Origin of the sequence: Streptomyces sp. NPDC006997 (genome assembly GCF_040635175.1) — a bacterium.
Lineage (GTDB): Bacteria > Actinomycetota > Actinomycetes > Streptomycetales > Streptomycetaceae > Streptomyces.
In genome coordinates this window covers 143,082-166,240 of the sequence record NZ_JBEYHH010000003.1, presented here as the reverse complement: position 1 = coordinate 166,240, position 23,159 = coordinate 143,082, and the positions used below count along the sequence as shown (strand labels likewise).

20 protein-coding genes are annotated in these 23,159 nt (G+C 72.5%); 11 read left to right on the top strand and 9 right to left on the bottom strand.

Annotation, left to right across the window (positions count from 1 at the left end; all coding sequences use genetic code 11):
- Nucleotides 1–10 precede the first annotated feature (10 nt).
- Nucleotides 11–403 (bottom strand): cytidine deaminase, encoded by a 393-nt coding sequence (locus tag ABZ659_RS03965; protein ID WP_360213390.1) that lies wholly within the window; start codon nt 401–403, stop codon nt 11–13.
- 218 nt (nt 404–621) lie between these two features.
- Between ABZ659_RS03965 and ABZ659_RS03960 the strand changes: the two genes are divergently transcribed.
- Complete coding sequence (locus ABZ659_RS03960) at nt 622–1,188, top strand: Uma2 family endonuclease (protein ID WP_360213115.1); 567 nt, start codon at nt 622–624, stop codon at nt 1,186–1,188.
- A 56-nt stretch (nt 1,189–1,244) separates the two neighbouring features.
- Here the strand turns inward: ABZ659_RS03960 and ABZ659_RS03955 are convergent, their stop codons facing one another.
- Nucleotides 1,245–1,613, bottom strand: a complete 369-nt coding sequence (locus tag ABZ659_RS03955) for an ATP-binding protein (RefSeq protein WP_360213113.1) — start codon at nt 1,611–1,613, stop codon at nt 1,245–1,247.
- A gap of 160 nt (nt 1,614–1,773) precedes the next feature.
- Here ABZ659_RS03955 and ABZ659_RS03950 point away from each other — a divergent pair, with 160 nt between their 5' ends.
- Together ABZ659_RS03950 and ABZ659_RS03945 are read left to right on the top strand one after the other, a co-directional pair.
- On the top strand, nt 1,774–2,592 hold the full coding sequence (locus ABZ659_RS03950; protein WP_360213111.1) for a helix-turn-helix transcriptional regulator: 819 nt from the start codon (nt 1,774–1,776) through the stop codon (nt 2,590–2,592).
- A complete protein-coding gene (locus tag ABZ659_RS03945; protein WP_360213109.1) occupies nt 2,589–2,783 on the top strand; it encodes a DUF397 domain-containing protein in 195 nt (64 codons plus the stop codon). The genes ABZ659_RS03950 and ABZ659_RS03945 overlap by 4 nt, the downstream gene beginning before the upstream one ends.
- Nucleotides 2,784–4,009: 1,226 nt before the next feature.
- On the opposite strand, the gene ABZ659_RS03940 is transcribed toward ABZ659_RS03945, so the two are convergent.
- The gene (locus ABZ659_RS03940) at nt 4,010–4,480 is read right to left on the bottom strand and encodes a hypothetical protein (protein ID WP_360213107.1); all 471 of its coding nucleotides are present in this window, start codon (nt 4,478–4,480) and stop codon (nt 4,010–4,012) included.
- Nucleotides 4,453–5,409 (bottom strand): EamA family transporter, encoded by a 957-nt coding sequence (locus ABZ659_RS03935; RefSeq protein WP_360213105.1) that lies wholly within the window; start codon nt 5,407–5,409, stop codon nt 4,453–4,455. Before ABZ659_RS03935 ends, ABZ659_RS03940 begins: the two co-directional genes overlap by 28 nt.
- Nucleotides 5,410–5,499: 90 nt before the next feature.
- On the opposite strand from ABZ659_RS03935, the gene ABZ659_RS03930 reads away from it, so the two are divergent.
- Together ABZ659_RS03930 and ABZ659_RS03925 are read left to right on the top strand one after the other, a co-directional pair.
- Complete coding sequence (locus ABZ659_RS03930) at nt 5,500–6,405, top strand: LysR family transcriptional regulator (RefSeq protein ID WP_360213103.1); 906 nt, start codon at nt 5,500–5,502, stop codon at nt 6,403–6,405.
- Nucleotides 6,406–6,505: 100 nt separating this feature from the next.
- Nucleotides 6,506–8,329: a glycoside hydrolase family 3 protein gene (locus tag ABZ659_RS03925; protein ID WP_360213101.1), complete on the top strand. Its 1,824-nt coding sequence runs from the start codon at nt 6,506–6,508 to the stop codon at nt 8,327–8,329.
- A gap of 55 nt (nt 8,330–8,384) precedes the next feature.
- Here the strand turns inward: ABZ659_RS03925 and ABZ659_RS03920 are convergent, their stop codons facing one another.
- The 3 genes from ABZ659_RS03920 to ABZ659_RS03910 form a co-directional block, all read right to left on the bottom strand.
- The gene (locus ABZ659_RS03920) at nt 8,385–9,803 is read right to left on the bottom strand and encodes a S28 family serine protease (RefSeq protein WP_360213099.1); all 1,419 of its coding nucleotides are present in this window, start codon (nt 9,801–9,803) and stop codon (nt 8,385–8,387) included.
- A gap of 68 nt (nt 9,804–9,871) precedes the next feature.
- Nucleotides 9,872–10,231: a hypothetical protein gene (locus ABZ659_RS03915; protein ID WP_360213388.1), complete on the bottom strand. Its 360-nt coding sequence runs from the start codon at nt 10,229–10,231 to the stop codon at nt 9,872–9,874.
- A 105-nt stretch (nt 10,232–10,336) separates the two neighbouring features.
- A complete protein-coding gene (locus ABZ659_RS03910; RefSeq protein WP_360213097.1) occupies nt 10,337–14,071 on the bottom strand; it encodes an ABC transporter ATP-binding protein in 3,735 nt (1,244 codons plus the stop codon).
- Nucleotides 14,072–14,198: 127 nt separating this feature from the next.
- Between ABZ659_RS03910 and ABZ659_RS03905 the strand changes: the two genes are divergently transcribed.
- The 3 genes from ABZ659_RS03905 to ABZ659_RS03895 all read left to right on the top strand — a co-directional run bounded on the left by ABZ659_RS03905 (nt 14,199) and on the right by ABZ659_RS03895 (nt 16,701).
- Nucleotides 14,199–14,750 (top strand): GNAT family protein, encoded by a 552-nt coding sequence (locus ABZ659_RS03905; protein WP_360213095.1) that lies wholly within the window; start codon nt 14,199–14,201, stop codon nt 14,748–14,750.
- Between the two features lie 536 nt (nt 14,751–15,286).
- Nucleotides 15,287–16,102 (top strand): endonuclease, encoded by an 816-nt coding sequence (locus ABZ659_RS03900; protein ID WP_360213093.1) that lies wholly within the window; start codon nt 15,287–15,289, stop codon nt 16,100–16,102.
- 233 nt (nt 16,103–16,335) lie between these two features.
- Nucleotides 16,336–16,701, top strand: a complete 366-nt coding sequence (locus tag ABZ659_RS03895; protein WP_360213091.1) for a peptidase inhibitor family I36 protein — start codon at nt 16,336–16,338, stop codon at nt 16,699–16,701.
- A gap of 7 nt (nt 16,702–16,708) precedes the next feature.
- Here ABZ659_RS03895 and ABZ659_RS03890 read toward each other — a convergent pair whose 3' ends face one another.
- On the bottom strand, nt 16,709–18,415 hold the full coding sequence (locus ABZ659_RS03890) for a thiamine pyrophosphate-binding protein (RefSeq protein ID WP_360213089.1): 1,707 nt from the start codon (nt 18,413–18,415) through the stop codon (nt 16,709–16,711).
- Nucleotides 18,412–19,380, bottom strand: a complete 969-nt coding sequence (speB, locus tag ABZ659_RS03885) for an agmatinase (RefSeq protein ID WP_360213087.1) — start codon at nt 19,378–19,380, stop codon at nt 18,412–18,414. The genes ABZ659_RS03890 and speB overlap by 4 nt, the downstream gene beginning before the upstream one ends.
- A 68-nt stretch (nt 19,381–19,448) precedes the next feature.
- Between speB and ABZ659_RS03880 the strand changes: the two genes are divergently transcribed.
- The 3 genes from ABZ659_RS03880 (at nt 19,449) to ABZ659_RS03870 (ending at nt 23,101) form a co-directional block, all read left to right on the top strand.
- Nucleotides 19,449–20,921 (top strand): helix-turn-helix domain-containing protein, encoded by a 1,473-nt coding sequence (locus ABZ659_RS03880; RefSeq protein ID WP_360213085.1) that lies wholly within the window; start codon nt 19,449–19,451, stop codon nt 20,919–20,921.
- A 97-nt stretch (nt 20,922–21,018) separates the two neighbouring features.
- Nucleotides 21,019–22,176 (top strand): acyl-CoA dehydrogenase family protein, encoded by a 1,158-nt coding sequence (locus ABZ659_RS03875; RefSeq protein WP_360213083.1) that lies wholly within the window; start codon nt 21,019–21,021, stop codon nt 22,174–22,176.
- 40 nt (nt 22,177–22,216) lie between these two features.
- The gene (locus ABZ659_RS03870) at nt 22,217–23,101 is read left to right on the top strand and encodes an acyl-CoA thioesterase II (RefSeq protein ID WP_360213081.1); all 885 of its coding nucleotides are present in this window, start codon (nt 22,217–22,219) and stop codon (nt 23,099–23,101) included.
- Nucleotides 23,102–23,159 lie beyond the last annotated feature (58 nt).

Here is a 23,159-nt window from a genome sequence, read left to right as displayed (position 1 = left end):
AGCGTCGGCGTCAGGGGGCGTCGAGCTGGTGGTCGGCCCAGACGTAGGTATGCGGAAGCAGGTCGCCGACCGGAACGGCCCGAACGCCTCCGTCCGACCCCACGATGACCCGCACCCCCGGGAAGTAGTCGAGGAGCACCTGCCGACACCGGCCACAGGGCGGGACCACACCCCGGTCACGGTCGCCCACGGCGACGATGGTCTCCAGCTCGTAGACACCCTGGGCGGCTGCCGCGCCGACGAGCACCAGTTCGGCGCAGGGGCCTCCGGTGAAGTGGTAGGCGTTCACGGCGGTGACGACCCGCCCGTCCGGGGCACGGCCCGCCGCCGCCATGGTGTGGTTGTCGCCTCGGCAACGGGTACGGGCTACGTGGGCGGCGGCTTCGATGAGTTCGTGGTCGATGGGGGCGACGGGGTCGGGGGGCGCGGGGTGTGGGTGGTGCGGGTCGTGCGGGTGGTGCGGCGCGTGTGGGTGGTGCGGGTCGTGCGGATGGTGCGGCGCGTGTGGGTGGTGCGGGTCGTGCGGGGGCATGTTCTCCGCCTTCGTGGGACAGCGAGGGGGAGACAGTACTCTGAGGCCAGCGGGATCGGGCCCGCCGCACAGTGTCCGGGAGGCATGTCATGACTGCCGAGATGGTGGCCCCGGCGTGGATGCACGAGCAGATCACGGCGGAGGAATACGAGTCGTGGTCCGAGGAGCAGTGCGCAGGTATCGAGATCGTGGACGGAATGGTCGTCGTGAGCCCCAGCGCCTCCAAGCGGCACAACCGGCTGGCCCGCATCCTGGCCAACGCCCTGGACGTCGCCGCGGGCCCCGACTGGAACGCCGACACCGACTTCGACGTCCGCTTGCAGGACGTCCCGCTCACCAATCGCCGCCCCGACGTGATCGTCTACCGCGCCGACACGATCGACGTCACGCCCACCCGGCCCGAGCACGTCCTGCTGGTGGCCGAGGTCGTGTCGCCGGGCTCGGAGACCACCGACCGCATCGTGAAGGTCGACCAGTACGCCAAGGCTGGCATCGCCTTCTACTGGCGTATCGAACAGGCCGCGACGGGCGTGCCCCTGGTGTACACGTACCTCCTCGACCCCGCGACGAAGACCTACCGGGAGGGAGACGTGTTCACCGGGGTGATGAAGGTGACCGCTCCCTTCCCCGTGGAAATCGACCTCGGCCAGGTCTGAACGAGCATCATTACGTCTCCGTCTCGACTCACCCCTCACCCCTGACCCCTGACCCCTCACCGTACGACCCGTACCCACACCGCCTTTCCCTGCTCGCGGTCTCTGACCTCCCAGGCGTCTGCGAGGGACTCCACGAGGAGCAGGCCACGGCCTGAGGTGGCCTGCGGGTCGTAGTCGCGGCGGACCGGGTGGTGGGGGGACGGGTCGCAGACCTCGATCTCGATCGCCTTGCCGTCGCCGTCGGCGTCGCAGGTCAGGCCCACGTCGAAGGTGCGGTCGGGACGGTGGGCGTGGGTGACGGCGTTCGCGGCCAGCTCCGTGACGATCAGGGCGACCGTCTCCGTGGTGTCTTCCGGGACCGCCCAGGAGTCCAGCACGGCACGGACACCCTGCCGGGCCTCGGTCACGTTTTCGATGACCGGCATGAAGCGGCGGCACCAGGTGTGATGACTTTCTGTGTTCACACCTCCACTGTCAGTCCTCATCGCTAGCGTCACCAGGGGCCTAGCGTCAACGCCCCTGACCGGCGCGGACGTTGAGCGGACCGTTGAACTGTCGATGAGGTGTGTTGAGGAGGTGACTGCGATGCCGCAGTCCGGGAAGAAGTCATCGTCACCGGCCGCCCAGTACTTCGGTGAGGTGCTCCGCATGTTGCGCACGGCAGCGGGGCTCTCGCAGAGCGAACTGGGCGAGCGGATGTCCTACTCGGGCGCGGCGGTGAGCGCGGTGGAGACGTTCACCAAGCCCGCGACGGACGAGTTCATCAAGGCGGCGGAGAAGGCGCTGGAAGCCGGGGGAATCATCTCGGCGGCGTCCAAGTACCTGCGGTTGGAGAGGTATCCGGCGCACTTCCAGGGGTTCGTGCGGGTGGAGCAGGAGGCGCTCAGCGTCTCCTCGTACTGTCCTCAGCTCATCGACGGTCTACTTCAGACGCCCGACTACGCCCGTGCGGTGCTCAACTGTGCCTTCCCACCGTTGGAAGACGACGTGGAGGTGCTCGTCTCCGCTCGCATGGAACGCAAGGCGCTGTTGGATCGCAAGCCGACCTGCGTGGTCAACGTGATCCTTGAGGAGGTGGCGCTACGACGCCATATCGGCGGGCCCGAGGTGATGCGGGCGCAGTACGAGTTCCTGGTCGCCTCCGCGGCGCGGCCGAACGTCGTGCTCCAGGTCATGCCGACGGAACGGGCTGAACACGCCGGGTTGCAGGGCGGCCCTCTGACCCTCGTGGAGACTGCGGAAGAGACCATGCTGGCCTACATGGAAGGGAACGGGCACAGCGTCCTCGTATCCGATCCGCGCGAGGTCGGTCTCCTCGCGCGCCGCTATGCGATGATCAGAAGTCAGGCCCTCTCCCCGGAGGAATCCGTCGCCCTCATCGAGCAGTTGGCAGGTGAGCTTTGACCGAGCTGACGTGGTTCAAGAGCAGCTACAGCGACTCAAGCGGAGGCCAGTGCGTCGAGGTGGCCATCACCTCCGCCGTTCACATACGCGACTCCAAGGCCCCTACCCAACCGCACCTCACCGTCTCGCCCGCTGTCTGGGGACGCTTCCTCACGGAGGCACTCGGTCGTCGGGCGTCGGGCGGCGCCTGAGCCCTCCTTCAAGCACGCATGACTGACGAGTGACCGTGGGGGCCGCCCGCTTCTTTGGCCAGGGTCGTGCTTCCACGGCCCGGCCTCAAGGGCGCTCCGCTGTCGCTCCGCGTCGCCTTCGGCGATGGCCCTTCGGGCCACCCTTGACCCCGGTCCGCTCCAGCACGGGAGAGAAGCGCGCGGGCGGCCCGGAAAGACGGGGGGCCTGGGCCTGTTGGTCCCTCACGCTTGCTTCGGGGTTGGGGTGGGTGTGGGGGCGCGTCGGCGCCTCGCCTGCACGCCGGGAGGGCTTAGCGGCTTGCGGCCCGGTGGCGAGTGCGCGCCCGGCAAGTGGCGGCACGCCGGGCTGGCTCAGCGGCTTGCGGCCCGGTGGGAGTAGCGCGTCAGTCGGGTGGCGGCACGCCGGGCTGGCTCAGCGGCTGACGGGCCCGGCGAGGGGTGATAGCGGGCGCTCAGTGGGGATGGGGTGAGCCCATTGTGGTCTCCTCTGTCTCACAGGTCCCGGGAGTCACAGCTCAGGCAGCGATTGGTCCCTTTGACCCACGGCCCATTTGGTCGGGGGAGGAAGACCCGAGAGTGACGGGCGAGGGCAGGGACCGCCTTGAGTCAAAGGCGCCAATTACCCACTCCGGGCTCATTGGTGAGGTTGATGTGACAGGAGAGGCACTTCCACCCCGTCAGCATCTGCGTCTTCGCCGAGGTCTAGCGGCCCCTCGCGGGACCGTACTCGCGCCGCGCCCAACCACCACAGCCCGCACCCGCCAAGCACCTCAAGGCGCCCCACTCACCGGGCGCGCGCGACCCAGCGGCCGTCAGCCGCTGAGCTGCCCCGGCGTGCCGCCACCCGACTGACGCGCCACTCCCACCGGGCCGCAAGCCGCTAAGCCAGCCCGGCGTGCCGCCACTTGCCGGGCGCGCACTCGCCACCGGGCCGCAAGCCGCTAAGCCCTCCCGGCGTGCAGGCGAGGCGCCGACGCGCCCCCGCACCCACCCCGACCCAGCAACCCACCCAAGGGACCAACAGGGCGCGGCCCCCCGTCTTTCCGGGCCGCCCGCGCGCTTCTCACCCGTGCTGGAGCGGACCGGGGTCAAGGGGCGGCCGTAGGCCGATCGGCGCAGCCGACGCGGAGCGACAGCGGAGCGCCCTTGAGGCCGGGCCGTGGAAGCACGACCCTGGCCAAAGAAGCGGGCGGCCCCCACGGTCACCCCCGAAGGAAGGCGCCGTGCTACGACGCCGTACCCCTTGCCTGCGCCGCCTGGATCTTCATCGCCTGTTGGACCCCCACCGGCTGTGGTACCTCCGCCTCGCCGCCCGTGCCCACGGCTGAGCTGAGGCGGATCAGGGTCGGGCCCCGGCGGACCAGCGTGTACGACGTCGGGTTGGCGCGGCCGGTCAGGTGGAAGGACACCGCCTCGTCGCCGACCGGGACGGAGTCGCGCTTGCGGACCTCCGTGAAGGTCAGCGCGCCGCCCGCATAGCCGCCCGCGTACTTCGCCACCGCCGCCCGCAGCTCCGCCATCACCTTCTCGGCCCGCGCCGTGGTGAAGGACGTCAGGGTGATCGTCGTACCCGTGCTCCGGTAGTCGCCGGTCGTCGCCGCGGCGAAGCGGCGGGCCGTGGCTGTCGGGGCGGGGGGCAGCGCCGCCGTCGACATCGCTGCTGCCGTCCTCAGCCGCGTACCTCTGCGTCGCTCCATGACCCCCCACTCCTCACCCGTTCCCCGCCCCTCGGCGGAAGCGGATCACGCCGCAGGGGCCACCAGCGGGCACCCGTGAAACTACGCAACGACGTCAGCGCCACGCCGCCCACCAGCAGGACCGCCGCGCACCAGCGCAGCCCCGTCACCGGCTCGCCCAGGAACAGGGCCGCCGAGGACATGCCGAAGACCGGGACCAGGAGGGAGAACGGCGCGACCGTCGACGCCGGGTGGCGGTGGAGCAGCCAGCCCCAGGCGCCGAAGCCGAAGACCGTCGTGACCCAGGCGACGTAGGCGATCGTGCCCGCGCCCTGCCAGTCCAGGGAGCGCAGGGCGTCCAGGTCCCGGCTCGGGCCCTCCCACAGGAGGGAGAGGGCGAGGAGGGGGAGGACCGGGACCGTGCTGACCCAGACCATGAAGTTCAGGGCGTCCGGTGGGGACGCCTTGCGGGTCAGGACGTTGGACGCGCCCCAGCAGACCGCCGCCAGGACCACCAGGGCGAAGGCGCCGAGCGGGCCCGTCGTGCCCTCGTCCACGGCGGCGACCGCGATGCCGGAGAGGGCGATCACCATGCCCGTCAGCGCCAGGCGGGTCGGGCGTTCGCCCAGGGCCGCGAAGGCTATCAGCGCCGTGAAGACCGCCTGGATCTGGAGGACCAGGGAGGAGAGGCCCGCTGGCATTCCCGCGTCCATGCCGATGAAGAGGAGGCCGAACTTCGCCACCCCGAGGACCAGGCCCACCGCCAGGATCCAGCGCCACGCCACCTTCGGGCGACCCACCAGGAACACCGCCGGGAGCGCCGCCGCCAGGAAGCGCAGGGCCGAGAAGAGCAGGGGCGGGAAGTGGTCGAGGCCGATCTCGATGACGGTGAAGTTGACGCCCCAGACGGCGGCGACCAGGACGGCGAGGGCGACATGTGCGGGGCGCATGTCTGTGAGGATCACCCGGGCTGACCGTGAAGCACCAGCGATGATTTCTACATGGTTGGATTAAGCGACGCTGATGAATGGAGGGGACCCATGCTTGATCTTCAGCGGCTGCGCGCCCTGCACGCCGTCTCCGTGCACGGCACCGTCGGTGCCGCCGCCAGCGCGCTCGGGTACACCTCGTCCGCCGTGTCCCAGCAGATCGCCAAGCTGGAGCGGGAGACCCGGACGGTCCTCCTGGAGCGGGAGGGGCGGGGGGTGCGTCTTACCGCCGAGGCTCGGCAACTCGTCGATGCGGCGGCGGAGTTGCTGGCCATCGTCGAGCGGGCCGAGACCGAGCTTGAGGAGCGGCGTGGGGTGCCGTCGGGGCGGTTGACCGTCGCCGCGTTCGCCTCGGCCGCGCGGGGGCTGCTGCCCGGCGTGCTGGCGGATCTCGCCGTACGGCATCCCGCGCTGGACGCCCGGCTCAGCGAGGTCGACCCGCATCTGTCCGTCGACATGGTCGCCAAGGGCGCCGTCGACCTGGCCGTGGCGCATGACTGGGACATCGCGCCGCTGCCGCTGCCGCCCGGCGTGGAGCAGGCGGCCATCGGGGAGGACCCGTGCACGCTGCTCGTGCCGCGCGGGCACCGGTTCGCCGGGCGGGAGTCGGTGTCCCGGGCGGAGTTGGGCGGGCAGCGGTGGGTGTGCCAGCCGCCGGGGCGGGTGTGTCACGACTGGCTGCTGCGGACCCTGCGGACGGCCGGTCACGAGCCGGAGATCGTCCATCAGGCCGACGAGAACCCGACCCTCGTCGCGCTCGTCGCGGCCGGGCTCGGCATCTGTCTGGTGCCGAGGCTCGGGCGGGGGCCGTTGCCCGACGGGGTGGTGGAGGTGGTGCTTGATCCGGTGCCGGTGCGGCGGCTGTACGCGTTGTGGCGTACGGGGGTCGGGCGGCGTCCGGCGATCGCCGAGACCGTGCGCACGCTTCAGGCCCACTGGCCACCGGAGAGAACGTGACGACGCCTCCGCGCGCACTCCCTTGACTGGCAGAAACTTCCCGGATATTGGTGGCACCTCGGAAGTTTCCTTCAACGGATCTCCTCCGGAAGGAGCGCACGTGCAAGACACCGGCGCGGGTACCCCCGCATCCGTCCCCTCCAGACGCACCGTCCTCGCCGCCACGGCGGGCGTCACCGCCGCACTCGCCATGGGAGCACCCGCCTACGCCGCCCCCGACGACGACCGCCTCCGCGCCCTCATCTCCCGGATGACGCTGGAGGAGAAGGTCGGCCAGCTGTTCGTCTCCCGGGTCTACGGCCACTCCGCCACCGAACCCGACCAGGCCGACGCCGACGCCAACCTCGCGCAGTTCGGCGTGCGCACCGCCGCCGAGCTGATCGCCAAGTACCGGCTCGGCGGCGTCATCTACTTCGCCTGGGCGCACAACACCCGGGACCCGCAGCAGATCGCTGCCCTCTCCAACGGCATCCAGCGGGCGTCCCTCGGGCTGCCGCGCGGGCTGCCCGTGCTGGTCTCCACCGACCAGGAGCACGGCATCGTCGCCCGGGTCGGGAAGCCCGCCACGCTCTTCCCGGGTGCCATGGCCATGGGTGCCGGAGGGTCCGTCTCCGACGCGCGGACGCTCGGGCGGATCGCGGGGCGTGAGCTGCGGGCCATGGGGATCCGGCAGGACTACTCCCCCGTCGCCGACGTCAACGTCAACCCGGCCAACCCCGTCATCGGGGTGCGGTCCTTCGGCGCCGACCCGCAGGCCGTGGCCGGGCTGGTCGCCGCCGAGGTGACGGGGTACCAGAAGTCGGGGGTCGCCGCGACCGCCAAGCACTTCCCGGGGCACGGGGACACCGCCGTCGACAGCCACTACGGCTTCCCGACGATCACGCACACGCGCGAGCAGTGGGAGACCCTGGACGAGCCGCCGTTCCGCGCGGCGATCGAGGCCGGCATCGACTCGATCATGACCGCGCACATCCTGGTCCCGGCCCTCGACGACTCCGGCGACCCCGCCACCCTCTCCCGGCCCATCCTCACCGGCGTCCTGCGCGAACGCCTCGGCTACGACGGCGTGGTGGTCACCGACGCGCTCGACATGGCGGGCGTCCGCACCAAGTACGGCGACGACCGGGTGCCCGTGCTCGCCCTGAAGGCGGGCGTCGACCTGCTGCTGAACGCGCCCGAGCTGGACCTCGCCTGGAACGCCGTACGGCAGGCCGTCCTGGACGGCGAGCTGACCGAGGCGCGGCTTGAGGAGTCGATCCTGCGGGTGCTGCGGCTGAAGGCCAAGCTGGGCCTCTTCGCCGAGCCGTACGTCAGTCCGCGCGGGGTCGAGCACACCGTCGGCACCCGGGGGCACCTGGAGGCCGCCGACCGGATCGCCGAGCGGACCACCACCCTCCTCGTCAACGAGGGGTCCGTGCTGCCGCTCTCGCCGCGCCGCCAGCGGAAGCTCCTCGTGGCGGGACCCGACCTCTCCTCGCCCTCCGGTACGACGGGGCCCCCGACGAGTGTCCTCGCGGGGGCGCTGACTGAACTGGGGTTCACCGCCAGCCCGTTGACGACCGGCACCAGTCCGTCCGCCGCGGTCATCGAGCAGGCCGTCGCCGCCGCGGCGGACGTGGACGCCGTCGTGGTGACCACGTACAACGTCTCCGCCACCAGCGCCCAGCGCACCCTGGTGCGACGGCTCCTGGAGACCGGGAAGCCGGTGGTCGCGGTCGCCATCCGCAACCCGTACGACGTCAACCGGTTCCCGTCCGTGCGGGCCTACCTGGCCACGTACTCCTGGACCGACGTCGAACTGCGCGCCGCGGCGCGGGTCATCGCGGGGCGGGTCTCGCCGCGCGGGCGGCTGCCCGTGCCGGTGCAGCGGGCCGACGACCCGACGGCGGTGCTGTATCCCATCGGGTACGGACTGTCGTACTGACACCGGAAAAGGGCCGCGCCCGTCCGGGAAGGGACGGGCGCGGCCCGGCGTCAGGTCACGGGCGCAGGGTGCGTTCCGCTCCCCGGTGGTCGAGCCTGGTGTCGAACTTCGCCAGCGGCTTCGCGGTCGTCGGGTCCGACTGGACGGCGGCCGGGGCGACGCCCGCCCACTCCAGGATGCGGGCTGTGGCGAGCGCCCGCTGGTCCTCGACGAGACCGGCGACCCGGGCGCCGTGGTTGGCGCCGGGGGCGGTGAAGACGTAGCTGTCCCGCGCGCCCTTGCCGAGGCGGAACGGTTCCGCGCCCCACGGGTCGTTCTCGCCGTAGATGAACAGCATCCGGGTGGCGTGGTGCCGGACCCAGTTGTCGACGTCGCGCATCGCGGACGGCTGGAAGCGCATCGGGATGTCCCGGGGGACGAAGGAGCGCGGCGGGAGGTAGCCGTACCGGACGTACTTCTTCTCGATGTACGGGAAGTGGATCGTCGGCGCGCCGAGCTGGGTGCCCGCCTGGTAGTAGTACGGCGTGTAGGGCTCCAGGCCCTGGTCGGTGTAGAACGAGAAGCCCGCGATGGTGTCGACGGTCTCCCAGATCTGGTCGTCCGTGGCGTTCGCGGCGTCCGCCGGGACGGTGTCGCAGTCGGAGAGCAGGCTGTACTGCCAGAAGCCCCAGACGAAGTCGAGGACCGTCGCCTCGTACGCCTTGTCCAGGCTGCCGACGGTGTCGAAGGTGAAGCCGTTCTCGGCGGCGTAGGCCGCGTAGCGCTCCTCCAGCGGTTCGCGGCGCACCAGGGCCTCGCGCTGGACGCCGTTCAGGCGGTCGCGGCACTCCTTGGTCCCGACGGTCGCGAAGAAGCGGTCGTAGGCCGAGTCCTCCTTGTTGACGACGTCGTTGGGCGCCACGTAGGCGACGACGGCGTCCATGTCACGGGGGTAGAAGCGCTCGTAGTAGGTGGCGGTCATGCCGCCCTTGGAGCCGCCCGTGGACAGCCACTTCCTGTCGTAGACCGGCTTGAGCGCCTGGAAGACGCGGTGCTGGTCGCTCGCCGCCTGCCAGATGTCCAGCTTGCTCCAGTCGGCCGGGTCGGGGCGCGACGGGGTGAAGAAGCGGTACTCCATGGAGATCTGGTTGCCGTCCACGATCTGGGTCGGCTCGCGGCGGCTGGGCGTCGTGGAGACGTTGTAGCCGCCGGTGTAGAAGACCGTCGGGCGGGACTCGTCCCTGTGCAGCACGGTGACGCGCTGCTGGAACGTGCCCTGGGACGGGTGCCGGTGGTCGACCGGCTGGGTGTAGTTCAGGACGAAGAAGCGGTAGCCGGGGTACGGCTTCTCCTCGACCAGGCTCATGCCCGGGATGTCCAGGAGCCGGTCCTTGATGTCCGTGGCCTCCGGCTGGACGGCGGTGGCCGTTCCCGCCGTGCTCAGTGCGCCTATGAGCACCGTGAGCGCGAGCAGCCATCTGAGCGCCTTGCGCATACAGCCTCCCCTGTGAAACACATGTGCGCCGGAAGTTATCGGAGCAACCTCCCGCGCACCAGGGGGCTTCAGCAGAGGATCCAGCCCGAACTGACCGCACCCCGGCCCACCTTGCCCTTCACCCACACGCACCGCTGACCGGCGTGCACGGTCACCGGGCCCGCGCGGTAGCGGTACGTGCCCTTGTCGACGACGGGACGGTTGCCGCGCGCCTGCACGCTCACCGACATCGAGCGCTTCGGGCCGGGGTTCCTGGGCACGGTGACCGCGCAGACGTAGCCGCCGCCGCGGTGGATGTGCACGGTGCCGGTGGAGAACGGCAGCGACCTGACGGCGCGGCCCGCGCAGGACGACGCCGCCCGCGCGTCCGTGGGCGTCATGAGCGTCAGCAGCCCGGACGTGGCCAGCACCGCCGTGCACAGCGCCAGCCACCGCCGTATCGCACCCCTGTCACCCCTGCCCACTGGCCTGACCTCCCCGCCGTCCATGGACGTACTGGTGTACGGACGCACGGCGTGGGGCCGTTGGTTGCGTCAGCGTCCGGTGGACGCCGGGGCCAGGTCCTTCTCCTCCGGCGCGCCGATGAACGTCCGCCACAGCTCGGCGTACCGGCCGCCGCGCGCGAGGAGTTCGTCGTGCGTGCCGTCCTCGGCGACCCGGCCGTGGTCCATCACCACCACCCGGTCGGCGCGGGCCGCCGTGGTCAGGCGGTGGGCGACGACCAGTGTCGTACGGCGGCCGGCGAGCCGGTCGGTGGCCTGGTTGACCTGCGCCTCCGTCGCCAGGTCGAGGGCGGCCGTCGCCTCGTCGAGCAACAGCACGTCCGGGTCGACGAGTTCGGCGCGGGCCAGCGCGATGAGCTGCCGCTGACCGGCGGAGAGGTTGCGGCCGCGCTCGGCGACCTCGTGCAGGTAGCCGCCCTCCAGCGTGGCGATCATCTCGTGGGCGCCGACCGCGCGGGCCGCCGCCTCCACCTCGGCGTCGGTGGCGTCGGGGCGGCCGTAGGCGATGGCGTCCCGGACGGTGCCGGGGAACAGGTACGCCTCCTGCGGTACGACGCCCAGCCGGTGCCGGTACGCCGTCAGGTCGAGGGCGCGGATGTCGGTGCCGTCGACGGTGACCCGGCCGCCGGTCGGGTCGTAGAACCGGGCCACCAGCTTCACCAGCGTCGACTTGCCCGCGCCGGTCTCGCCGACGAACGCGACGGTCTGCCCGGCGGGGACGCGCAGGTCGATGCCGGTCAGGGCCGCCTCACCGTCATCGGCGCCGCCGTACGCGAAGTGGACGTCCTCGAAGGCGATCTCGCCGCGCAGGGAGCGTACGCCGGTGGGCTCGGCGGCGTTCCGGGTGGAGGTCGGCTCGCGCAGGAGTTCCTGGATCCGGCCGAGGGAGACGGTCGCCTGCTGGTAGCCGTCGAAGACCTGGGACAGCTGCTGCACGGGCGCGAAGAACAGGTCGATGTAGAGCAGGTACGCCACCAGCGCGCCGGTCGTCAGCGTGCCCGCCTCGATACGGCCCGCGCCGACGACGAGTACGGCGACCGCGGCGGCCGACGACAGGAACTGCACGAAGGGGAAGTAGACCGAGATCAGCCACTGGCCGTGGATCCGGGCCTGGCGGTAGCTGTCGCTGGCTTCGGCGAAGGCCCGGCCGCCGTCTCCCTCGCGGCGGAACGCCTGCACGATCCGCAGGCCCGCCACCATCTCCTGGAGGTCGGCGTTGACCGTGGAGACCCGTTCGCGGGCCAGTTCGTACGCCTTCACGCTCGCCCGGCGGAAGAAGAACGTGGCGACGACCAGCGGCGGCAGGGTGGCGAAGACGACCAGGGCGAGTTCGACGTCGAGGACCAGCAGGGCGACCATGATGCCGAAGAAGGTGACGACCGAGACGAACGCGGTGACCAGGCCGGTCTGGAGGAACGTCGACAGGGCGTCCACGTCCGTCGTCATCCGGGTCATGATCCGGCCGGTCAGCTCGCGCTCGTAGTAGTCGAGGCCGAGGCGCTGGAGCTGGGCGAAGATCTTCAGGCGCAGGGCGTAGAGGACGCGTTCGCCGGTGCGTCCGGTCATCCGGATCTCGCCGGTCTGCGCGGCCCACTGGGCGAGCACGGAGAGCAGCGCCAGCAGGGAGGCCGCCCAGACCGCGCCGATCGCCGCCTCGGTGACGCCGCTGTCGATGCCGTGCCGGATCAGGACGGGCAGCAGCAGGCCCGTGCCCGCGTCCACCGCGACCAGGGCGAGGCTGACCAGGAGGGGGGCGCGGAAGCCACGCAGGAGGCGGCGCAGGCCGTAGGAGTCCTCGGGGGTGACGGCGCGGGCCTCGTCGACGTCGGGGACGTCGGTCGCCGGGGGCAGGGCGTCGACCTGGGCGAGGAGTTCGGGGGTGGCGGGGCTGCCCTCCATCGCGGCGTCCCTCGGCTGGCGCTCGCCCGCCCAGAGCCTCGGGGTGATGCCGCGCTCGGCGTCGAACTCGGCGTCCAGCTCGTCGCGTACGGAGGTGTCCTCCCGGGGTGCCTCGGGCAGGGCGTGGCCCGGGGAGACGGCGCCGAGTTCGTCGGGGTCGGTGAGCAGGCGGCGGTAGAGCGGGGAGCGCTGTTGCAGTTCCTCGTGGGTGCCGACGGCGGCGAGGCGGCCCGCGTCCAGGACGGCGATGCGGTCGGCGAGGTTGAGGGTGGAGCGGCGGTGCGCGATGAGCAGGGTGGTGCGGCCCGCCATGACGTGCTGGAGGGCCTCGTGGATCTCGTGCTCGACGCGGGCGTCCACGGCGGAGGTGGCGTCGTCCAGGACGAGGAGGCGGGGGTCGGTGAGCAGGGCGCGGGCGAGGGCGATGCGCTGGCGCTGGCCGCCGGAGAGGGTGAGGCCGTGCTCGCCGACCTTGGTGGCGTAGCCCTCGGGCAGCTCGGCGATGAAGCGGTCCGCCTGGGCGGCGCGGGCGGCCTGCTCGATCTGCTCGTCGGTGGCGTCGGGGTGGCCGTAGGCGATGTTGGCGCGGACGGTGTCGGAGAAGAGGAAGGAGTCCTCCGGGACCAGCCCGATCGCCGCCCGCAGCGACTCCTGCGTCAGCTCGCGCACGTCGTGGCCGCCGACGCGGACGGCGCCGCCGGTGACGTCGTAGAAGCGGGGCAGGAGCAGGGAGACCGTGGACTTGCCGGAGCCGGAGGAGCCGACGACGGCGAGGGTCTCGCCGGGGGCGATGCGGAAGGAGAGGCCGTCGAGGACGGGGCGGTCGGGGTCGTAGCCGAAGGAGACGTCGTCGAAGTCGACGGTCGCGGGCGCGTCGGCGGGCAGGTCGCGCTCGCCGTCGGTCAGGGACGGCTCGGTGTCGATCAGCTCCAGGACGCGTTCGGTGCCCGCGCGGGCCTGCTGGCCGAAGGTGAGGACCATGGCGAGCATCCGGACCGGGCCGACGAGCTGGGCGAGGTAGGTGGAGAAGGCGACGAAGGTGCCGAGGGTGATGTGCCCGTGGACCGCGAGCCAGCCGCCGAGGGCCAGCATGGCGACCTGGCCGAGCGCGGGGACGGCCTGGAGGGCGGGGGTGTAGCGGCTGTTCAGGCGGATGGTGCGCAGCCGCCCCGCGAACAGCTTCCGCCCGACCTCGCGCAGCTTGCCCGTCTCCTGCGCCTCCTGCCCGAACCCCTTCACCACGCGTACGCCGCTCACCGCGCCGTCGACGACGCCCGCGACGGCGGCGGCCTGCGCCTGCGCGTACCAGGTGGACGGGTGCAGCCGGGTGCGGCTGCGCTTGGCGATCCACCACAGCGCGGGCGCGACGGCGAGGGCGACCAGCGTGAGCGGTACGGACAGCCACGCCATGATCACCAGGGAGATCAGGAAGAGCAGGAAGTTCCCGATGGTCATCGGGAGCATGAAGAGCAGGCCCTGGATCAGCTGGAGGTCGCTGGTGGCGCGGCCGACGACCTGCCCGGTGGACAGCTCGTCCTGGCGGCGGCCGTCGAGCCGGGTGATCGTGCCGTACATCTCCGTGCGCAGGTCGTGCTGGACGTCGAGGGCGAGACGGCCGCCGTAGTAGCGCCGGATGTAGGTGAAGACGTAGACGAGCAGCGCGGCGCCGATCAGCGCGCCCGCCCAGGGCGCCATGTCCCGGCTCTCGTCCACGACGACGTCATCGATGATCACCTTGGTGATCAGCGGCACGACCGCCATGACGGCCATTCCGGCGAGGGACGAGCCGAGGGCGAGGACGACGTCCTTCGGATACCGCCAGGCGTATCCGGCCAGCCGCCGAGCCCATCCCCGTTGCCTGTCCACGCGGGTGCCTTCCCTCCATCGAGCTGATCTTCCGGAAGGCACCAACGCGGACGGGGTCTGATTTCATCCCGGCACCCGCTCCGGTATTCGATTGCGGCGGGTCCGCCCGGTCGGATAGGAAGCGCGCATGTTGAAGGGGAGCAAGGTCGGGCTGCGGGCCCGGCACGAGGACGACATCCCGGTCCTGCGGACCGAGCTGTACGACGACGTGGTCAACGCCTCCCGGGCCGAGGCCGGGCCGTGGCGGCCGGTCACGCCGGGGGCGCGGGACCCCCGGCTCGTGGTGGACGACACACGGGAGGGCGTCGTCCCGTTCTCCGTGGTGGAGCTGGCCGGCGGCACGCTGGTCGGCACCGCCAACCTGTGGGGCATCGACACCCACAACCGGTGCGCGCACATCGGCCTCGGCCTGCTGCCGTCCGCGCGCGGCAAGGGCTACGGCACCGACGTGGTCGCGGTGCTGTGCCACTACGGCTTCGTGGTGCGCGGGCTGCACCGGCTCCAGGTGGAGACGCTGGCGGACAACGCCGCGATGCTGCGCTCGGCCGAGCGCAACGGCTTCGTCCGCGAGGGCGTGCTGCGGTCCTCGGCGTGGGTGCTGGGCGAGTTCCTGGACGAGGTGCTGCTGGGGCTCCTCGCCCAGGACTGGAGGCCGGGCTCGGCTCAGAGCCGGACGTGAGCGCGTAGCGGCGGGTCGTCCGGTTCGGGTTCCCGTCGTGGTCGCTGGCGAGGAGGACGCTCGGGCGGTGCCCGGCGCGACCGGTGACCGTCATCGCCCCGGCGTTGTCGGGCGGCGGGTCGGGCTGCGGCTGCTTCGCCGGGGCGCCCGGGGCGGGGCAGCCGACGAGGTCCGCGAGGAGGGGCTCGCGGACCAGGCGGACGGAGGATGACCGCCGTGGCGCGCCCGCCTCTCCGTCCGGGACGGACGCCCCCGAGGGCGTACGCGCGGTGATCCCACGGCTGGGGGAGCGTGGCCAGGACGCCAACACGCCCGGCGCCGCGACGGGTTGACGGACGCGTGTGGCGCAGGGGGACCAAAGTGCCGGGGTGGGGGATGTCGCCCCTCCGCCGGACGCGAGGGTGCCGGGTTCGGACGCGTGACGGAAATCTTCTGTTCACCCGTGGGTATGCATGTCCATGTCATGCTCAATCCGAGCCTTCGATCAACGCGCGTAGAGCACCTCGTCCACTCCCCCCGCGTAGAACGGACCCCCCATGCCCGTGACCTCGGTACGCCGCCGCCACCACCGACTCAAGCCCCTCGCCCTGGCCGTCTCGGCCGTCCTCGTCGCCCTCACGGCCCCCGCGCTCACCGCCGCCCCGGCCGCGGCGACGACGACCGACTACGACTCGACGTACTACAGGAACGCGGTCGGCAAGACCGGCAGCAGCCTGAAGAGCTCGCTGAACACGATCATCAGCAGCCAGACCAAGCTGTCCTACTCGGCGGTCTGGAACGCCCTGAAGGTCACCGACCAGGACCCGAACAACAGCGCCAACGTGCGGCTGCTCTACTCCGGCATCTCCCGCAGCAAGTCCCTCAACGGCGGCGACGTCGGCGACTGGAACCGTGAGCACGTGTGGGCCAAGTCCCACGGCGACTTCGGCACCGCCACCGGCCCCGGCACCGACCTGCACCATCTGCGTCCCGAGGACGTGCAGGTCAACAGCGTCCGCGGCAACAAGGACTTCGACAACGGCGGCAGCTCCTTCAGCAACAGCGGGGGCAGCCTGACCGACGCCAACTCCTTCGAGCCCCGCGACGCGGTCAAGGGCGACGTGGCCCGCATGGTCCTCTACATGGCCGTCCGCTACGAGGGCACCGACGGCTGGCCCGACCTGGAGCCCAACGACTCGGTCAGCAACGGCAGCGTGCCCTACCTCGGCCGCCTGTCGGTGCTGAAGCAGTGGAACGAGCAGGACCCGCCGGACGCCTTCGAGGAGCGCCGCAACGAGATCATCTACACCACCTACCAGCACAACCGGAACCCGTTCGTCGACCACCCGGAGTGGGTCGAGGCGATCTGGTAGGCGCCCGCCTCCGGCGCCGGTGCTCAGGGGCCCGTACGCCCCGCGCGCCGGCGCCCGGCACCGCACCGGACGCACCGCGCCAAGCCACCGGTTCGCTCCAACAGGTGGTGTGAACGCCCGTTCACGGGAAGACGGCCCCCGGGCCCGCGACCATGGCGAAGTCCCGTCGGACAGCCGACCGGGGCGTCCGCAGTGGTCCGCCCAGGACCCCCTGAGAACCCGTGGAGAGACCCGTGAAGCCTCGTACCTGGTCCGCCGCCGCCGCACTCGCCCTCACGGCGCTGGTGCTGCCCGCCCCGTCCGCCGCCGCCGCGCAGCAGGAGGCCGCCGCCCCGCCCCCGTGCGCCGACGGGTCGGTCTGCTTCTGGAGCGGGGAGGGCTTCGGCGGCGACACCTGGGAGTGGACGGCCCGCAGCGGCTACCGCGACATGCCGCCCTTCCTGCACGACCACGTCGGCTCGTTCGTCGCGAGCACCCGCGCCTGCTTCGTCAACTGGGGCCCCGAGGAGAAGCGCAACGTCTTCAACGGCGACTGGCGCTCGCGCTACCTCGGTGACTTCGGCGGGCGCATCGACGGGGTGGGCCCTGGCGGCTGCTGACGTCCCGTCATCCCGTATGGGTGGGCGCGAACATCCGCAGCACCGCCGGGAGCACCACCACCGAGGGCCCGGGTGACGCCAGGGCCTCGGTGAGGTCCGCTTCCAGGGTCCCGGGGGTGGTGCGGACCCCCGGGACGCCGAAGGACTCGGCGAGGGCGACGAAGTCCGGGCGGGTCAGCTCGGTCGCCGTCGTCCGGCCGAAGGCGTCGGTCTGGTACTCGCGCAGGATGCCGTAGCCGCCGTCGTCGACGATCAGCCACGTGACGTCGAGGTCGTGCTGCCGGGCGGTCGCCAGCTCGGCGACGGAGTACAGCGCTCCGCCGTCCCCCGAGACTGCGAGGACCGGGCGGGTCGGGTCGGCGACGGCGGCGCCGAGGGCGGCCGGGAAGCCGTAGCCGAGGCCGCCCGCGCCCTGCGCGGAGTGCATGAGGTTGGGCGCCTTGGCGTCGAAGGCCGACCAGGCCCAGTAGGCGAGGATCGTCATGTCCCAGAACGACGGCGACCGCGCGGGCAGCGCCCGCCGCACGGCGCCCAGCACCTCCCGCTCCAGGCCGAGGTCCTGCCCGGCGATCCGCTCCCGCACCCGCTCCAGCAGCGCCCGCACCCGCTCCAGCAGCGCCCGCACCCGCTCCGGCGCCGTCGGGTCGGTGCGCTCCCCGACCGTCTCCAGCAGCGCCTGGAGGGCGAGCCGGGCGTCGGCGTGGATGCCGAGCGCCGGGTGGTTGGACTCCAGCTTGCCGAGGTCGGCCTCGATCTGGACGACCCGGCCGCGCGGCCGGAACGTGAGGTAGTTCGAGGAGAGTTCCCCGAGCCCGGAGCCGACCACGAGGAGGACGTCGGCGTCCTCCAGGAAGTCGGTGGTGTGCCGGTCCTCCAGCCAGGACTGGAGGGACAGCGGATGCGTCCACGGGAAGGCGCCCTTGCCGCCGAAGGTGGTGACGACCGGCGCCTGGACCCGCTCGGCGAGCTGCCGCAGCTTCCGCGCCGCGTCCGCCCGCACCACTCCCCCGCCCGCGACGATCACCGGACGCTCGGCACGCGCCAGCAAGTCGGCCGCCACGGCGGTCAGTTCCGGCCTCGGCACCAGCTCCTCCGGCGTGGCGTTGACGCCGGTCACCACCGGGACCGCCGTCTCGGCGGCGAGCACGTCCCGCGGGATCTCCACCCACACCGGCCCGTGCGGGGCCGTCAGCGCCGACTGCCAGGCGGCGGCGACCGCGGACGGGATCTGTGACGCCGTACGGACGGTGTGCACCGACTTCACCACGCCCCGGAACGAGGCGGCCTGGTCGGGCAGTTCGTGCAGGTAGCCGTGGCGCCCGCCGCCCAGCCCCCGGGCCGGGACCTGGCTGCTGATCGCCACCACGGGCGCGCTCGCCGCCGCCGCTTCCTGGAGCGCGGGCAGCGCGGTCAGCGCACCCGGCCCGGTCGACAGCAGCAGCGGCGCGGCCTCGCCGGTGGTCCGGCCGTACGCGTCCGCCGCGAACCCGGCGTTGTTCTCCACCCGGAGCCCGACGTACCGCAGGTCGGAGCGGCGCAGGGCGTCGAACACGGCGAGGGCGTGCTGGCCGGGCAGCCCGAAGACGGTGGTCGCGCCGAGCCCGGCGAGCGTCTCCACGACCAGGTCCCCGCCGGTGCGGCCGGGGGGCGGGTTCAGCGCGGCCTCCGTCTGGGAGGCGGTGGGGCGGAGCACCAGGTCGTGGTCGTGGGTCACTGCGCGCGGGCCTCGGCAATCTGGCGGGACATGATCGTGATCAGCTCGTACGCCGTGTGGGACGCGGCCACCGACGTGATCTCCGCGTGATCGTACGCGGGCGCCACCTCGACGACGTCCGCCGAGACCAGGTGGCAGGAGGCCAGACCGCGCAGGATCTCCAGCAGCTCGCGGGAGGTCATGCCGCCCGCCTCGGGGGTGCCGGTGCCGGGGGCGTGCGCCGGGTCGAGGCAGTCGATGTCGATGGAGACGTAGAGCGGCCGGTCGCCGACGCGCTGGCGGAGCTGGTCGGCGATCTCGTCCACCCCGCGCCGCATGACGTCGGCGGAGGTGACGATGCCGAAGCCCATCTTCTCGTCGTCGGTGAGGTCCTGCCTGCCGTACAGCGGACCGCGCGTGCCGACGTGGGAGAGGGCGGAGGTGTCGAGGACGCCCTCCTCGACCGCGCGGCGGAAGGGGGTGCCGTGGGTGTACTCGGCGCCGAAGTAGGTGTCCCAGGTGTCGAGGTGGGCGTCGAAGTGGAGCAGCGCGACCGGCCCGTGCTTCCTGGCGACGCTCCGGAGCAGGGGCAGCGCGATGGTGTGGTCCCCGCCGAGGGTCATCAGCCGGGCACCGGTGCCGAGCAGGTCGTCGGCGGCGGCCTCGATCGTCTCGACGGCCTCGTTGATGTCGAAGGGGTTCACGGCGATGTCCCCGCCGTCGGCGACCTGCGCCAGCGCGAAGGGGGCGGCGTCCTGCGCCGGGTTGTACGGCCGCAGCAGCCGGGACGCCTCACGGATCGCGTTGCCGCCGAAGCGGGCGCCGGGACGGTACGAGACACCCGAGTCGAACGGCACCCCGACCACGGCGACGTCGGCGGTGCCGACCTCGTCCAGGCGGGGCAGCCGGGCGAAGGTCGCGGGACCGGCGTACCGGGGGACGCGGGAGGAGTCGACAGGGCCTCGGGGGGTCTCGTTACTGGTCATGGTTCCGACCCTAGGACCGCCGCCGAGCCGCCGCGAAGTGTACGTATCCTCCATATGTCGGTCTCTGAATGGAGGAACCGCACACCATGACCGTCCCACCCACCCCGCCGGTGCCGCTGGCGGAGCTGCTGGCCCGCGAGGACCTGGCCCTGCGGCGGATCGCCGGGCCCGCCGACGTGTCCGGCGTCGTCATCCACGGGGCGCACGCCTCGGAGATGCCCGACCCGTACCCGTACCTGCTGGGCGGGGAGCTGCTGCTGACGGCGGGCGCGCAGCTGCCGGAGGCGCCGGGCGCGGCGTACTTCGACGACTACGTCTCCCGGATCGTCGCGGCGGGCGGCGCGGCGCTGGGCTTCGGGCTCGCCCCCGTGCACGACACCGTGCCCCCGGGGCTGGTCGCGGCCTGCGAGGCGCGGGGGCTCCCGCTGCTGGAGGTGCCGCCGCGGACCACCTTCGCGGCGGTCGCCCGTGCCGTCTGGCAGCTCATGGCGGACGCCCGGCACACCGAACTCCGCCGCGTCACCCAGGCGCAGCAGGGCCTCGCCGCGGCGGCGGCCCGCCCCGACCCGGTGCCGTCGGTGCTGCGGCAGCTGGCGCGGGCGGTGGCGGGGTGGGCGGTGCTGTACGACCCGGAGGGGGAGCCGGTCGCGGAGGCGGGGCGCACGCCGGAGGCGGCCGGGGCGCGGACGGGGCTGCGGGAGCTGGCGCGCCTGCTGACGGCGCGGTCGACGACGACGGCCACGGACACCGCGGAGGGCACGGAGCTGACCGCCTACGCCCTCGGGGCCGCCCGGGGCCACGTCCTCGGCGTGGCCGCCCCCCACCGCGCGCCCGGCGACCACACCCTCGCCTCCGTGGCCGCCGTCCTGCTCTCCCTGCTCACCGGCGAGCACCAGGGCGGCGCGGCGTCGGCGCGCTCGTCGGCGCTGGTGCGGCTGCTGCTGGGGGCCGCGCCGGAGGCGGTGGCGCCGCTGCTGGGCGGGGGCGAGGAGGGGTGGCTGGTGGTGCGCGCCCGGCCGCGCACCCCGCCCGCCGACGCGCTGGCGGCCTCCGCCCTGGGTACGGCGCTGGGCTCGCCCCTGGTCGACCTGGCCGGGGACGTCGTACGGGTCCTCGTCCCCGCCGACCGCGCACCGGCCCCGCAGCCCGGCTGGACCCTGGGCGTGAGCGCCCCCGCCCGCCCCGCCGACTGGCCCACCGCCGACGCCCAGGCGGCCCGCGCACTGGCCCGCGCGCTCGCCACGCGCACGCCCCTTCTCCGCCACCACACGCCCCGGCTCGCGGAGCTCGTCCCGCCCGCGGAGGCCGACGCGCACGCCCGCGCGCTCCTCGCGCCGCTCACCCCCGCCCTCGCCGAGACCCTGCGCGCCTGGCTCTCCCTGCACGGTGGCTGGGACCGCACCGCCGTGGCGCTGGGCGTGCACCGCAACACCGTCCGCCAGCGCGTCGCCCGCTGCGCCGCGCTGCTGGACACGGACCTGGACGACCCGGACGTCCGGATGGAGCTGTGGTTCGCCCTCCGCGGGTTCCGAGGGGCGTGACGAGGCCCACGCGGACCGCTCTGGACGACGATCCGTACTGACCGGTACGGTAGCCCTCTGAGCAAGCGCTTAGACATGTACCCGTGGAGGTGACGGCGTGCGCCGTACGGTGTTCAACGAGGATCACGAGGCGTTCCGGGAGACCTTGCGCGCCTTCATCGAGGCCGAGGTCGTACCCGTGTACGACGAGTGGTTCGCCGCGGGCCAGGCGCCGCGCGACTTCTACTACAAGCTCGGTGAGCTGGGCGTCTTCGGCATCAACGTGCCGGAGGAGTTCGGCGGCGCGGGCCTGGAGACGCACAAGTTCGAGGCGATCCAGTACGAGGAGACGGCCCGCGCGGGCGTCACCTTCGGCGGCTCGGGCGTGCACGTCCTGCTCGCCCTGCCCTACATCAAGATGCTCGCCACCGACGAGCAGAAGAAGCGCTTCCTGCCGAAGTTCGTCTCCGGCGAGGAGATGTGGGCGATCGCGATGACCGAGCCGGGCACCGGCTCCGACCTCGCGGGCATGAAGTCCACCGCCAAGCTCAGTGAGGACGGCACGCACTACGTCCTCAACGGCGCCAAGACCTTCATCACCGGCGGCGTCCACGCGGACAAGGTCATCGTCTGCGCCCGCACCGCCGCGCCGACCGCCGAGGACCGCCGCTTCGGCATCTCCCTCTTCGCCGTCGACACCAGGTCCGAGGGCTACAGCGTCGGCCGCAAGCTGGACAAGCTGGGCCTGAGGACGTCCGACACCGCCGAGCTGGCCTTCGTCGACGTCAAGGTCCCGGTGGAGGACCTCCTCGGCGAGGAGAACAAGGGCTTCTCCTACCTCGGCGCCAACCTGCCCTCCGAGCGCTGGGGCATCGCCTTCGGCGCGTACGCGCAGGCCAAGGCCGCCGTCCGGTTCGCCCAGCAGTACGTGCAGGAGCGCACCGTCTTCGGCAAGCCGGTCGCCGCGTTCCAGAACACCAAGTTCGAACTGGCCGCCTGCCAGGCCGAGGTGGACGCCGCCGAGGCGGTCGCGGACCGCGCCCTGGAGGCCCTGGACGCCGGTGAGCTGACGGCCGCCGAGGCCGCGAGCGCCAAGCTGTTCTGCACCGAGGTCGCGCACCGCGTCATCGACCGCTGCCTGCAACTGCACGGCGGCTACGGCTACATGAACGAGTACCCGATCGCCCGCCTGTACGCGGACAACCGGGTCAACCGCATCTACGGCGGCACCAGCGAGGTCATGAAGATGATCATCGCCAAGAACATGGGTCTGTAGGCCCACGAAAAGGTTGCCCGATACAGGTACAACTGACCCCATGAGTCAGGCACTGTCGTCCCTGCTCGATCTGCTCGACCTGGAGCAGATCGAGCGGGACATGTTCCGCGGCCGCTCCCGGTCCGCCGTGGTCCCCCGGGTCTTCGGCGGCCAGGTGGCGGCCCAGGCGCTGGTGGCGGCGGGCCGCACGGTCCCCGCCGACCGCCCGGCGCACTCCCTGCACGCGTACTTCCTGCGCCCGGGGGACCCGGGGGCGCCGATCATCTACACGGTGGACCGCATCCGCGACGGCCGCTCCTTCACCACCCGCCGCGTGGTCGCCGTCCAGCACGGCCACCCGGTCTTCCACCTCTCGGCGTCCTTCCAGACGGCGGAGGAGGGCCTGGACCACCAGTACCCCATGCCGCCCGCCCCCGACCCGGCCACCCTCCCCACCTCGGAGGACCGGCTGCGCGGCTACGCCCACCTGGACCCGAGGGTCGTCGAGCGCTTCCTGGAGACCCGCGCCGCGGTGGACCTCCGCTACGTCGAGGAACCCCCCTACGGCGAGTACGGCGCCCCCCGCGACCCGCACTCCCAGGTCTGGTTCCGCACCCACGGCAAGCTCGACGGCGACATCGACACCCCGCTGCTCCATGTCGTCCTGGCCACCTACGTCTCCGACATGACCCTGCTGGACTCGGTCCTGCTGGCGCACGGCCGCGGCGGCTGGGCCGTGGGTGACGTGGTCGGGGCGTCCCTGGACCACGCGATGTGGTTCCACCGCCCGTTCCGCGCCGACGAGTGGCTGCTCTACGACCAGGAGTCCCCGTCGGCCCACGGCGGCCGGGGCCTGGGCCAGGCCCGCATCTACACGCGCGACGGCCGCCTGGCGATCACGGTGATCCAGGAGGGCGTGGTACGCGTGCCACGGGGACGGGACTGAACGGGGCGGACCCCGTTCGCGGCCTCGGTGTCCACGGCGGCCGCCAGCCTGACCCGCG

Excerpts from the sequence above, each read along its gene's own strand:
- ABZ659_RS03960 (WP_360213115.1), top strand. The coding sequence starts at position 622 with ATGACTGCCGAGATGGTGGCCCCGGCGTGGATGCACGAGCAGATCACG.
- ABZ659_RS03955 (WP_360213113.1), bottom strand. The coding sequence starts at position 1,613 with ATGCCGGTCATCGAAAACGTGACCGAGGCCCGGCAGGGTGTCCGTGCC.
- ABZ659_RS03950 (WP_360213111.1), top strand. The coding sequence starts at position 1,774 with ATGCCGCAGTCCGGGAAGAAGTCATCGTCACCGGCCGCCCAGTACTTC.
- ABZ659_RS03940 (WP_360213107.1), bottom strand. The coding sequence starts at position 4,480 with ATGGAGCGACGCAGAGGTACGCGGCTGAGGACGGCAGCAGCGATGTCG.
- ABZ659_RS03935 (WP_360213105.1), bottom strand. The coding sequence starts at position 5,409 with ATGCGCCCCGCACATGTCGCCCTCGCCGTCCTGGTCGCCGCCGTCTGG.
- ABZ659_RS03930 (WP_360213103.1), top strand. The coding sequence starts at position 5,500 with ATGCTTGATCTTCAGCGGCTGCGCGCCCTGCACGCCGTCTCCGTGCAC.
- ABZ659_RS03920 (WP_360213099.1), bottom strand. The coding sequence starts at position 9,803 with ATGCGCAAGGCGCTCAGATGGCTGCTCGCGCTCACGGTGCTCATAGGC.
- ABZ659_RS03905 (WP_360213095.1), top strand. The coding sequence starts at position 14,199 with ATGTTGAAGGGGAGCAAGGTCGGGCTGCGGGCCCGGCACGAGGACGAC.
- ABZ659_RS03900 (WP_360213093.1), top strand. The coding sequence starts at position 15,287 with ATGCCCGTGACCTCGGTACGCCGCCGCCACCACCGACTCAAGCCCCTC.
- speB (WP_360213087.1), bottom strand. The coding sequence starts at position 19,380 with ATGACCAGTAACGAGACCCCCCGAGGCCCTGTCGACTCCTCCCGCGTC.
- ABZ659_RS03880 (WP_360213085.1), top strand. The coding sequence starts at position 19,449 with ATGGAGGAACCGCACACCATGACCGTCCCACCCACCCCGCCGGTGCCG.
- ABZ659_RS03870 (WP_360213081.1), top strand. The coding sequence starts at position 22,217 with ATGAGTCAGGCACTGTCGTCCCTGCTCGATCTGCTCGACCTGGAGCAG.